The following is a 10,790-nucleotide window of genomic DNA, read 5'->3' as shown; positions in this document are numbered from 1 at the left end:
GGCCCGCTCCCCCCGCCCGCTGGTCTCGATGACCATCGGGATCAGCCCCAGGGCTTGCGGTTCCATTACGCGTACGTCCGACATACCCTCACTTCCCCGTCAGTTCGTCGAAGCTAACCGGTTGGTCCACTACCTTCGCTTGGGCCAGTACCCACCGGACCACATTTTCTTCGAGCGCCAAAGCCTCGGCATCGTTCAATCGTTCCGGTTTGGAATAGTACCACTTCACCACCTCTTCCGGACGCTCGTAGCTCTGGGCGAAATCCTCCACGATGGCCCGCACCTGCTCCGGCCGGGCGTGGAGACCGTGGCGCTTGACCAGCTCAGCAAGAATCAAGCCTAGCTTCACCCGGCGCTCAGCCTGCTCGGCGAACATCTCCAGAGGCAGGGGCGCGCCCTGCACCCGCACGCCCCGGCCCTCCAGGTCCCGGCGGGCGGCCTCAGCCAGCCGGTGCTGTTCGGCCTGTACCAGGGCTTGGGGAAGCTCCAGGCTGGCAGCGGCAAGGAGGGCCTCCATCACCCGCTCCTTGAGCCGCGCCTGGAGGCGTTGCTTCACTTCCCGTTCCACGTTGGCCCGGATTTCCGAGCGCATCTTGTCCAGATCGCCGTCTGCGACCCCCAGCGCCTTGGCGAAGTCGGCGTCCAGCGGAGGGAGCCGGGGTTCTTCCACGGCGTGCACGCTCACCTCGAAAGTGACTGTTTTTCCGGCGACTTCCTTCCAGCGGGCGTCTTCCGGAAACTCCACCTCGAAGCGCTGGGTCTGCCCCGCCTTCATGGAGAGGAGTTTTTCCTCGAATGCCGGTAGCAGCCGCCCCTCGCCCAGAATCACCGTGACCCCCTGGCCCTGACCGCCTTCGAAGGGTTGTCCATCCAGGGTTCCCTGGAAGTCAAGGGTGAGCCGGTCGCCCTGGGCCGCTCCCCGCGCCACCGGGACAAAGCTCGTCCTCTGCTTGCGTAGGACCTCGATGGTATGGTCCACGTCGGCCTCGGTGACTTCATGGACTGGCCGCTCGATGGTGACGCTGCTCAGGTCTCCAAGCTGCACCTCCGGATAGACCTCGAAGACGGCGCTATAGTGAAAATCGGCGTCGCTTTCCGGGGAGGGTTGGGGCTCGAACTGGGGGAAGCCCGCCACTCTGAGGTTGCGGCTGCGCACCGCCTCGGCGAAGCTTTTCTGCACAGCGTCCCCCAGCACTTCCTGGCGCACCTGGGCCCCATAGGTCTGGGCGATCACCTTGAGCGGGATCTTTCCCGGGCGAAAGCCGTGCATCTTGGCGGTGCGGGCGATACGCTTGAGCCGGCTTTCCACTTCCGCCTCGATCTGCGACCGGGGCAGCGTCACGTCCAGGCGGCGCTTCAGCGCCCCCAGGTTCTCCAGCTGAATCTGCATGCTTACATCCACCTCTGTCGGGGTTCACGGCGAGGCAGCGCACCCGGCACCTGTCTGCCGCCCCTTGCTCCAAGCCGGGTTGGAAAAACAAAAAAAGCTCAATCCCCCGGCAAGCCGGGGAATCGCTTGCGATCGTTCCTTTTGGTGCGAAAGGAGAGATTCGAACTCTCACGCCTTTCGGCGCCAGATCCTAAGTCTGGTGCGTCTACCAGTTCCGCCACTTTCGCAGTTGAACAATTGTAATATAATTACATGTTTACTGTCAGCCGGCCCGGCCGCTAGGTGCCGTTGCTCGAAGTGCTTTGAGCGATCGGACCGGGTGCGCCAGGCTCACTTCCATTCCCATCTGGCCCCCATCCAACACTGCCCGATGACACCGGACGAGTATTGCGCTCAAAAAGCCGCTCGGCCGGGTTCGGCCCTGTACTACAGTCTGCGCTTCCTGGCCCCGGAAAAGCGCCGGGCGGCCACCGCCATCTATGCCTTCGTCCGGGAGAGCCAGGAGGCGGTACGGGATTGCTCCGACCCGGACGTCGCCCGGGCACGGCTTGCCTGGTGGCGCATGGAAACCCTGCAAGCGTTCCAAGGCAAGCCCCAGCACCCGGTGGCCCAAGCCCTGGCGCAGGTGGCGACCCACTACGCCTTCCCCCAGGAAGCTTTCCAAGCGATTATCGACGGCGTAGAGTCAGCGTTGCTCGCCGCAGGCTTTCCCGACTTCAAAGCGCTCCAACGCTACTGCCACCGCGTGGGCAGCACCCCGGCCGTCCTGGCGGCGGAGGTCTACGGCTACCGGGATCCGCGCACCCTCAAGTTTGCCCACGACCTGGGCTTCGCCCTTCAGCTGACCGACTTGGTGCTAGACGTGGGGGCGGCAGCGCGCCGGGGCCGCCTGACCCTCCCGGAGGATGAGCTGGCGGATCACGGCATCAGCATCCGGGAGCTCGCCTCCCCTCCGGCCAAAGCCGGCATCGGCCAATTCCTGAGCCGTCAGATCGAGCGCTGCGACCAGCTCTACACCCAAGCGCTGGGCGAGCTTCCCTTGGTCGATCGCCGCGCCCAGCGACCGGCCCTCGCCCTAGCGGCCATCGGCCGCGCACTGTTGGACGAGATCCGCGGGGATCCCGCCCAGGTGCTCACGGCCCTTATCGATCTTACGCCCCTGAAGAAGTTTTGGATCGCCTGGCGAACCTGGAACTTCGGCTGACTTTTCCTGACCGTCTTTCCTTGATGTTTCCCGTGAATTACCAGCCCAGCGCCGACTTGCTCCAAAACCGGGTCATCTTGGTCACCGGCGCCGCCCATGGTCTCGGGCGGGCGGCTGCCCTGGCCTTCGCCGCCCATGGCGCCACGGTCATCCTCCACGGCCGCAGGGAAGCGCCACTGAACGCCCTGTACGACGAGATCCAGCAGGCCGGCTACCCGAAACCGGCCCTGTTCACCCTCGACCTCATGAGCGCAAGCGAGCTCGAGTTCCGGGCCATGGCCCAGGCCATCGGGGACCAGCTCGGCCGGCTGGACGGCATCCTGCATAACGCCGCGGAACGCTACCGCCCAGCCCCCCTCGAGCTCCAGTCCCTGGAGCACTGGCTCAGGCACCTGCGGATCAACCTGGCGGCGGCGGCCGCCATTACCCGGGCCTGCGCCCCCCTGCTCAAGGCCGCCCCCGACGCTTCGGTGATCATGACCTCCGAGACCCACGGCCACCGCCCGAAGGCCTACTGGGGAGCGTTCGCCGTGTCCAAGGCCGGCGTGGAAGCCCTGGTAAAGATCCAGGCGGAAGAGTGGGAACTCCATCCCCAGCTCAGGATCAACGCGGTGATCCCCGGTCCGGTGCGCTCGCCCCAGCGACTGGCCACCCATCCGGGGGAAGATCGCCGGCGGCTTCCCGGCCCGGGGGACCTGATGCCCTGGTACCTTTACCTCATGGGTCCCGACAGCCGGGGCGTCACGGGAAAGGTTTTCGACTGCAGCTGGGCCGGGACAGACAGCGGGAATTGAGCAGCAGGAACCCCACCCCCGCCGGCTGCCCGATGGTCCGCGCCTCAAGCCTCCAGCAGGCGACGGATGGAGGGCGGGATAGGAATGGACTTTCTCACCCGCTGGTCCGCCCAGACGATTTTCGCCTCCCCGGTGGCGCATAATTCCTCCTCCCCCTCCCGGCGCAGCTCGTAATAGGACATCAGGCTGGAGCGGCCCAGCTCGCCCGCGTACATGCGCACCTCCACCGTGCCCGGGTAATCGAGCTGCTTGAGGAAGGCGCAGCTCGCGGTGACGATGACCGGTCCCTGCGCTGGCGCCACCAGATCTAGGCCGAGCTCCTGCATCCATCCCACCCTCGCCTGCTCCATGAAACGGAAATAGACGGTATTGTTCACGTGTCCGTACGCATCCATGTCGCCCCAGCGGATCGGGATGCGCTCGATGTAGATGAGCTTGCGTTTCTTTTCCATGAGCTGCGCCGGTCGGCCAATAATCCGGGAAGGCTGAATTATAATGGGCCGCCGAACTCCAACTTGAAATTTTCTCCCCCATGCCCGAGCGCGACCGCCTTTCCTATGACGTGGTGATTGTCGGCGCTGGACCGGCCGGGCTCGCCGCAGCCATACGCCTCAGGCAACTCGCTCTGGCCCGCGGCCATGAAGTCTCGGTGTGCGTGCTGGAAAAGGGCTCGGAGGTGGGGGCGCACATTCTCTCCGGCGCAGTGATGGACCCCCGGGCCCTGACCGAGCTGATTCCTGACTGGAAAGACAAGGGTGCGCCGCTTTCGGTACCGGTTAGCGAGGAGCGCTTCCTTTTTCTCTCGGAAAAAGGCTCTCTGCAGGTCCCCGATGCCCTCCTGCCCGCCTGCTTCAAGAACCAGGGCAACTACGTGGTAAGCCTGGGCAACGTGTGCCGCTGGCTTGCCCGGGAAGCGCAATTCCTAGGGGTCGAGATCTTCACCGGCTTCGCCGCGGCCGAAGTACTCTATAACGATGAGGGCTGGGTCAAAGGCGTCGTGACCGGCGACCTGGGAGTCGACAGGGAAGGCCGTCCCACGTCCCGCTACCAGCCGGGCATCGAGCTTCACGCCAAATATACCTTCTTCGCCGAAGGTTGCCGTGGCCATCTGGGCCGGCAGCTCGAGGAGCGTTTTCAACTCCGAGCCGGCCGGGACCCCCAGGTCTACGGCCTCGGCATCAAGGAGCTCTGGGAGGTGCAGCCCGAGCGGCACCAGCCGGGGCTCGTGGTACACACCGCCGGCTGGCCTCTGGACCCGAACACCTACGGCGGCTCCTGGATGTACCACGACGCCGATCGGCTTGTGTCCCTGGGGCTGGTGGTGGGTCTGTCCTACTCCAACCCTTATCTCTCCCCCTTCGAGGAAATGCAACGCTGGAAGACCCATCCGTCGATCCGCAGTTTCCTAGAGGGCGGCAAGCGCGTTGCCTACGGTGCCCGGGCCCTCGCCGCCGGCGGGCTCCAGTCCCTGCCCAAGCTCACTTTTCCAGGCGGCGCCCTGATCGGCGACGACGCTGGCTTTCTCGTCGCCTCCCGCATCAAGGGCAGCCACGCAGCCATCAAATCGGGGATGTTGGCAGCGGAAGCGGCCTTCGAGGCCTTGAAGGCCGACCGGGCCGGAGTGGAGCTCACCGCCTATACCGAGGCCTTCCGCTCGAGCTGGCTGTACGAGGAGCTTTATCGCGCCCGCAACTTCAAGCCTTGGATGTCCAAAGGCCTCTACTTCGGCTCCCTCATGTTCGGAATCGACCAGCTCCTCTTTCGTGGAAAGGCACCATGGACCCTGCACCACCCCCGTGCGGACCACGAGACCCTGAAGAAGAAGACCGAGGTCGCGCCCATCGCCTATCCGAAACCCGACGGGGTGCTCACCTTCGACCGGCTCTCGTCGGTATATCTTTCCAACACCAACCACGAGGAAAACCAACCTTGCCACTTGAAGTTGCGGGACCCGGAAATACCGATCAAGGTGAACCTCGCCCTCTACGACGGGCCCGAGAGCCGCTACTGTCCGGCGGGAGTCTACGAGTTCGTCGCAGCAGCCGGCGGCTGGCGCCTCCAGATCAATGCCCCGAACTGCGTGCATTGCAAAACCTGCGACATCAAGGACCCCACTCAAAACATCGTGTGGGTAACCCCCGAAGGGGGCGGTGGGCCCAACTACCCCAACATGTGAGTCAGGCGGCCTTCCTACGGTTCGCCTCGATCCGCTCGTCGATCAGGGCAACCATGCGGTCGAGGACCTCGCAGCGCATGTCTTTTTGGCGTGCGATTTCCTGTACTAGCCGGTCCACCCGCTCGATGTCGGTCGCGCCGGCAGCCAGGGCCCGCGCCGCGGCGGAGGGACTCGCGAGGGACAAGGCCGCGCGGGCGTATTTTTCGAACGGTACCATGTCTTTTTCATCTGCGCCGAGGGCAAGGCAAAGCCTCACCACCCACTCGTACACCGCCCGCGAGGCCGCCAGGTCGCCGTGCACGGCCTCTCGGATGGAACGCACCCCCTGCTTCGTCACGCAGCGGTAGTTACCGGCGATCAACATGGCCCACTTGGCGAGGGGCACGAACAGGGAGTCGTACACCTTGAGCTTGACCGGCAGCTCGATGCGCTGCCCGTCCGCGTCGAACCGGGCTGCCTCGATCTCCCGCTCAAACGCCCGCAACCGGATGGTGTGGACCTCGGAGTCGAAACGCGCCGCCTTGAAATTCGTCGGCAGCGTCACCTGCAGCACGTTACCCGGCTCACTCGGGGGTCGAAACGCCTGGGGGTCCGGGCTGCACAGGGTGAGCAGAGCGGGAGCGAAACCATCCCAGACCGTGGCGTCGGTGTAGCAGCGACGGCACGCGTTGACGTCGATGCCCGGCAGGCGGGCAAGATACGGCAGGGGCGGCATGTTCATGAGGGACAGGCACGGCACCTTGGACTCGGCAAGCACTTCCATAAGTGCCCGCACGTCGGCAGCCCGGTACTGAGGCTCCTGCATGGCTAGGACAGTTAAATCGTAGCCAGCCGGTTCGAATGCCCCGGGGCCGCCGGCGCGCACCCGGCCCGGCAGCTTTTTCGAATGGATCTCTACCGGCTTGTCGCGCCCCCTGACCGGCAGGCGCACAATGGCGCCCTCTCGGTTGATCAGCTCCGCTTCGCCAGGCCGGCATACCAGGTCCACTTCGTGCCCTGCCAGGGCGAGCTTCACGCCGAGAAGCGATCCGTAGGACGCCCCCAGGATGAGGATTTTGCGCCTCGCGCCCATGGGTAGGAGACGGCTAGAGGGAAATACGACCCCTTCCGACTCCGGCTGCGAGAGGCCTCCCGCCCTCGAAACGGCCAAAGAAAGGGGTTGCCCCCGGCGCCGTTTCAGAGATCGCCGAAGGGGTTTTCGATGGCGTGGGGCTCGCGCCCGAGGCGGCTTGGCCAGGTGCGGGGATGGCGCTCTTGGCGCCAGCAGCCGAGGGCACGGTACTCCCCGGAGGCGTCGCCGAAGGACTCCGGGTCTTCGGCCGGCGGAGGGAGCCGCTCTTCGAGGCTCTTTAACACTGCGCTCATTGTGGGTCTCCTTCTGCCGCGCTCGTGGCGCGGGGTTCCCTCGCTCTTTCACGATATGAAAAAGCCACGCGAGATATGATACCGCAAGACGTATAACGAGAGATTACCATTATTATCATTTTTTCTTATGGTTTAGACAGGCCTCATCTAAGAGGGATTAAAGAGGCTTATTCGGTCATCAGAGACCAACCCTTGACGTGGGGCGAGCCTCGTCCAAATATGAAAAAGTGGGATGGCTGCCCATAAAACCGTGCCGTTCCTGCACCGATGCACCCACAAGCAACCACCAAGAGGAAAGGAGAAAACGATGGCCCGGGAGTACCTGCCCCTGCCCTCGCGTCACTTGAAGGCGAAATCCACTTTTGCTCGTCCCACGCAGTACCTGCCTCCCCGGGTGAGTCTGGACGACCCGGCGGTGGATGTGATGACCGACCTGAAGCAGGTGGTGGCCGTCACAATCGACCCGGAGGCAAGCATCGATAATGCGAACCGGGTCATGATCCGGCGAGGGGTGCGGCTACTCCTGGTGGTGGACGTGAACAATTATCTCCTGGGCATCATCACCGCCACCGACATCCTGGGCGAGAAACCGATGCAATTCATCCAGTCCCATGGTGGTACCCGGAACGAAATCCGGGTGCGGGACATCATGACTCCCCATGACCAGCTGGAAGTCCTCAACATGGACGATGTGCGGGTCGCCAAGGTGGGGCACATCGTGGCTACCCTGCGCCATGTGGGTCGCCAGCACGCCGCGGTGGCGGAAGTGGACGAGCACGGCAACGACGTGCTGCGGGGCTTGTTCTCCGCCACCCAGATCGCCCGGCAACTGGGAGAGCCCATCCATACCACGGAAATCGCCCGCAGCTTCGCAGAAGTGGAGGCGGCTCTGGCCTAGGTTCTCACCAGTCCGTGCTGGATCGCGTAGCGTACCAACTCGGCGTTGCTCTTGAGCTCCATCTTTTCCAGAAGCCGCGCCCGGTAAGTGGCCACGGTCTTGACGCTCAGATGAAGCTCCTGAGCGATCTGGGACCGGGATTTACCGCCGGCAATGCGGCACAGCACTTCCAGCTCCCGATGGGAGAGCTTCTCATGGGGTAACCGCGCGCCGTTCATTCCGCTTGCCAGGGCCAGCCTTTCGGCCATGATCTCGCTGATGTACCTGCGGCCTCGGGCCACCTTGCGGATCGCCTCCAGCAGGCGGGCCGACTCGCACGCTTTAGTCAGGTAGCCGGCTGCGCCCGCCTTGATCATGCAGAGCGCAAACGAATCCTCGGGCTGAGCCCCCAAAACCAGCACTGGCAACTTCGGCTTCTCGGCCCTGATCGCCTTGAGCACTTCTAGCCCGTGGCGATCTTCCAGGGGCAAGCCCAGGAGCACCACGTCCCACTCCCGCTCCCGCGTCAGCCGGAGTGCCATTCTGGCGCTGCTCGCCTCTGCGGCCACTTCCACGTCGGGCGCGTCCGACAGGATCCGCCTGAGCCCCTCGCGCATGAGCGTCTGGCTTTCCACCAGCAGGAGGCGCAGTCTCCTTCCAGCGTCGGGCATACCGGCGCAATCTCCGAGGGGCCGTTCCATCCTTTTTCACCCCCTCACGCGCTTGCTCTTTTAGGCATGCGCCTTACCCTTGGCGCCACCTGATGGGACGCGGGGGAAAATTCCTTTTTCTTAATTTTAGACTTCATGTACCCTACCGTCGTTCGCGCCTTCGCCCAGCGCGCCTTGCCCGGTGCAACGCGTCCTCAGCCCCACGAGCCCGCCATAGTAGAATTCGTACTTTTTGCAAGGCACGCCAATGACCTCTCCGCGCCCGGTCTGAAACATCGCCCTCATCGCCCACGTGGACCACGGCAAGACCACCCTGGTGGGCAAACTGCTTCATCAGGCAGGTGTCTTCGCTGCCCACCCGCAGGTGCAGGAACGGGTGATGGACACAAACGAGCGAGAGCGGGGCATCACCATCCTCGCCAAGAACCCCGGTAGATTACCGGGGCGTGCGCACCAACATCGTGGATGCGCCCGGTCACCGGGATTTCGGCGGAGAAGTGGAGCGGGTGCTCTCCATGGTGGATGGAGTGCGACTCCTGTGGACACGGTGGAGGGCCCCATGCCCCAGACCCGGTTTGTCACCCGCAAAGCCCTGTGCCTGGGCCTCAAGCCCATCGTGGTGGTAAACAAGGTGGACCGGATGGGTGCCCGCCCTGACTGGGTGGTCAACCGGACCTTCGAGCTGTTCGACCCCCTGGGGGCGAGCGAGGAGCAGCTCGACTTTCCCGTAGTTTACGCTTCCGCTCTCCAGGGCTGGGCCAACGCTCGCTGCGCCGAAACCAGATTCCCACCCAAGGCCTGATCGGCTTCCAGAGCGAGCTTCTCAACCCCCGGGGCGGCGGACCTCATGAGTCACGTGTTCGATGGCTACCGTCCCATGAAGGCTGATCTGCCGGGCCGGCGCAATGGCGTGCTGGTGTCCCGGGAAAACGGCGCGGCGGTGGCTTACGCCCTCTTCAACTTGTAGGAGCGGGAGCGGCTGTTCGTCAAGCCCGGCGCTCAGGTCTACGAGGCAATGGTGATCGGCATGCACGCCCGGGACAATGACTTGGTGGTCAACTCCATCAAGGAGAAAAAGCTCACCAATATCCGTGCCGCCGGCAAAGGCGAAAACCTCGTCCTCACCTCGCCCGTTCCCCTCACCCTGGAGTACGCGGTGGAATTCATCGAGGAGGATGCGTTGGCGGAAATCACCCCCAGGTCGATCCGCATCCGCAAGCGCCTCCTCCAGGCGCACGGGCGCAAACGCGCCGGCCGCAAGGCCGAACGCATGTTCGCCTCATGACCCAGTGACCTCATCTCCGGGCACCGTACCTCACCCGGCGACAAGGGGCCCGTTTCGCCCCCGGGGCGGGCTGCGGGCATAATCGAGGCGGCACCCTCCGTCGAGAACGACAAATGGATGTTCCCGGTTCTCCAGCGCCCGTGCGGCCCGCCTCCCGCACTGAAGTGTTTTGGGCCTTTCTCAAGCTGGGCCTCACCTCTTTCGGCGGCCCTGTCGCCCATCTGGGCTATTTCCGCGACGAGTTCGTGATGCGGCGGCGGTGGATCGACGAGCGCAGCTACGCCGACCTGGTGGCCCTGTGCCAGTTCCTCCCCGGGCCGGCCAGTAGCCAGGTGGGGCTCGGCATCGGCCTCATTAAGGCCGGCGTTCCCGGCGCACTCGCGGCTTGGGTGGGATTTACGCTTCCTTCGGCCCTCCTCATGTTGGCCTTCGCCTACGGCGTGGAGCACTACCAGAAGGCGCTGGGTAGCGGCTGGCTACACGGCCTCAAGGTAGTGGCGGTGGCCGTAGTGGCCCAGGCGGTCTGGGGCATGGCCCGAGTCCTCTGCCCCGATCGGGAGCGTCTCACCCTGGCCGTTGCCGCCACCGGGGTGGTGCTGGTGATCCCCACCGCCTTGGGGCAGATCGGCGCCCTCCTGGGCAGTGGTCTCGCCGGCTGGCTGCTGTGCAAGCCGTCCGAGACCCAGGGCCCGGGGGAGATGCCCATGCTTGGGAGCCGGGGGTTTGCCGCCGCAAACCTCGCCGCCTTCTTCTTGCTGCTCGGGGGGCTGCCGCTCGCAGCGGCGGCCACCGGGACACCGGTCCTCGCCATCGTCGACAGCTTCTACCGCACCGGATCCCTGGTTTTCGGCGGCGGGCATGTGATGCTGCCCCTGCTTCAATCCCAAGTGGTGCCGCCCGGCTGGGTCACCACGGACGAGTTCCTGGCGGGCTACGGGGCTGCACAAGCCATTCCCGGCCCCCTGTTCACCTTTGCCGCTTACTTGGGCGCCCTGATGGAGCCCCTGGGCGGCGGGTGGGCCGGGGGA

The 10,790-nt window shown here is 64.7% G+C and carries 10 protein-coding genes, 1 tRNA gene and 1 pseudogene; 6 read left to right on the top strand and 6 right to left on the bottom strand.

Features of this window, described 5'->3' with window-relative positions:
• Nucleotides 1–88: 88 nt before the first annotated feature.
• Together tig and V7Q81_RS11675 are read right to left on the bottom strand one after the other, a co-directional pair.
• Nucleotides 89–1,390: a trigger factor gene (tig, locus tag V7Q81_RS11680; protein ID WP_333843465.1), complete on the bottom strand. Its 1,302-nt coding sequence runs from the start codon at nt 1,388–1,390 to the stop codon at nt 89–91.
• 142 nt (nt 1,391–1,532) lie between these two features.
• Nucleotides 1,533–1,617: transfer RNA gene (locus V7Q81_RS11675), tRNA-Leu, on the bottom strand.
• A gap of 143 nt (nt 1,618–1,760) precedes the next feature.
• On the opposite strand from V7Q81_RS11675, the gene V7Q81_RS11670 reads away from it, so the two are divergent.
• Nucleotides 1,761–2,594 carry a squalene/phytoene synthase family protein gene (locus V7Q81_RS11670; RefSeq protein WP_333843464.1) on the top strand — a complete coding sequence of 278 codons (834 nt, stop codon included), beginning with the start codon at nt 1,761–1,763 and terminating at the stop codon, nt 2,592–2,594.
• 32 nt (nt 2,595–2,626) lie between these two features.
• Nucleotides 2,627–3,388: an SDR family NAD(P)-dependent oxidoreductase gene (locus V7Q81_RS11665; RefSeq protein ID WP_333843463.1), complete on the top strand. Its 762-nt coding sequence runs from the start codon at nt 2,627–2,629 to the stop codon at nt 3,386–3,388.
• A 44-nt stretch (nt 3,389–3,432) separates the two neighbouring features.
• On the opposite strand, the gene V7Q81_RS11660 is transcribed toward V7Q81_RS11665, so the two are convergent.
• On the bottom strand, nt 3,433–3,840 hold the full coding sequence (locus tag V7Q81_RS11660; RefSeq protein WP_333843459.1) for an acyl-CoA thioesterase: 408 nt from the start codon (nt 3,838–3,840) through the stop codon (nt 3,433–3,435).
• A gap of 80 nt (nt 3,841–3,920) precedes the next feature.
• Between V7Q81_RS11660 and V7Q81_RS11655 the strand changes: the two genes are divergently transcribed.
• Entirely contained in the window at nt 3,921–5,564 is a 1,644-nt protein-coding gene (locus V7Q81_RS11655; RefSeq protein WP_333843458.1) for an electron transfer flavoprotein-ubiquinone oxidoreductase, read from the top strand.
• Nucleotide 5,565: 1 nt separating this feature from the next.
• On the opposite strand, the gene V7Q81_RS11650 is transcribed toward V7Q81_RS11655, so the two are convergent.
• Both V7Q81_RS11650 and V7Q81_RS11645 read right to left on the bottom strand, forming a co-directional pair.
• Nucleotides 5,566–6,636: a ketopantoate reductase family protein gene (locus V7Q81_RS11650; RefSeq protein WP_333843456.1), complete on the bottom strand. Its 1,071-nt coding sequence runs from the start codon at nt 6,634–6,636 to the stop codon at nt 5,566–5,568.
• Between the two features lie 104 nt (nt 6,637–6,740).
• The gene (locus tag V7Q81_RS11645; protein ID WP_333840476.1) at nt 6,741–6,929 is read right to left on the bottom strand and encodes a hypothetical protein; all 189 of its coding nucleotides are present in this window, start codon (nt 6,927–6,929) and stop codon (nt 6,741–6,743) included.
• Between the two features lie 307 nt (nt 6,930–7,236).
• On the opposite strand from V7Q81_RS11645, the gene V7Q81_RS11640 reads away from it, so the two are divergent.
• Nucleotides 7,237–7,827, top strand: coding sequence for a CBS domain-containing protein (locus tag V7Q81_RS11640; protein WP_333843454.1), 591 nt, complete (start codon nt 7,237–7,239; stop codon nt 7,825–7,827).
• Here the strand turns inward: V7Q81_RS11640 and V7Q81_RS11635 are convergent.
• Nucleotides 7,824–8,507, bottom strand: a complete 684-nt coding sequence (locus tag V7Q81_RS11635; RefSeq protein ID WP_333843452.1) for a response regulator transcription factor — start codon at nt 8,505–8,507, stop codon at nt 7,824–7,826. The two genes, V7Q81_RS11640 and V7Q81_RS11635, sit on opposite strands and share 4 nt — an antisense overlap.
• Nucleotides 8,508–8,751: 244 nt before the next feature.
• Here V7Q81_RS11635 and V7Q81_RS11630 point away from each other — a divergent pair.
• Together V7Q81_RS11630 and chrA are read left to right on the top strand one after the other, a co-directional pair.
• A pseudogene (locus tag V7Q81_RS11630) lies at nt 8,752–9,762 on the top strand (GTP-binding protein).
• A 113-nt stretch (nt 9,763–9,875) separates the two neighbouring features.
• A partial coding sequence (gene chrA / locus V7Q81_RS11625) for a chromate efflux transporter (RefSeq protein ID WP_333843450.1) occupies nt 9,876–10,790 on the top strand: 915 nt, incomplete at its 3' end.

Origin of the sequence: Pelomicrobium sp. (genome assembly GCF_036803785.1) — a bacterium.
GTDB lineage: Bacteria > Pseudomonadota > Gammaproteobacteria > Burkholderiales > UBA6910 > Pelomicrobium.
This window is presented reverse-complemented; position numbering and strand designations above follow the sequence as displayed.

What these genes read in the sequence shown, in the direction of transcription:
- tig (WP_333843465.1), bottom strand. Translation starts at nt 1,390, where the DNA reads ATGCAGATTCAGCTGGAGAACCTGGGGGCGCTGAAGCGCCGCCTGGAC.
- V7Q81_RS11670 (WP_333843464.1), top strand. Translation starts at nt 1,761, where the DNA reads ATGACACCGGACGAGTATTGCGCTCAAAAAGCCGCTCGGCCGGGTTCG.
- V7Q81_RS11660 (WP_333843459.1), bottom strand. Translation starts at nt 3,840, where the DNA reads ATGGAAAAGAAACGCAAGCTCATCTACATCGAGCGCATCCCGATCCGC.
- V7Q81_RS11655 (WP_333843458.1), top strand. Translation starts at nt 3,921, where the DNA reads ATGCCCGAGCGCGACCGCCTTTCCTATGACGTGGTGATTGTCGGCGCT.
- V7Q81_RS11650 (WP_333843456.1), bottom strand. Translation starts at nt 6,636, where the DNA reads ATGGGCGCGAGGCGCAAAATCCTCATCCTGGGGGCGTCCTACGGATCG.
- V7Q81_RS11645 (WP_333840476.1), bottom strand. Translation starts at nt 6,929, where the DNA reads ATGAGCGCAGTGTTAAAGAGCCTCGAAGAGCGGCTCCCTCCGCCGGCC.
- V7Q81_RS11640 (WP_333843454.1), top strand. Translation starts at nt 7,237, where the DNA reads ATGGCCCGGGAGTACCTGCCCCTGCCCTCGCGTCACTTGAAGGCGAAA.
- V7Q81_RS11635 (WP_333843452.1), bottom strand. Translation starts at nt 8,507, where the DNA reads ATGGAACGGCCCCTCGGAGATTGCGCCGGTATGCCCGACGCTGGAAGG.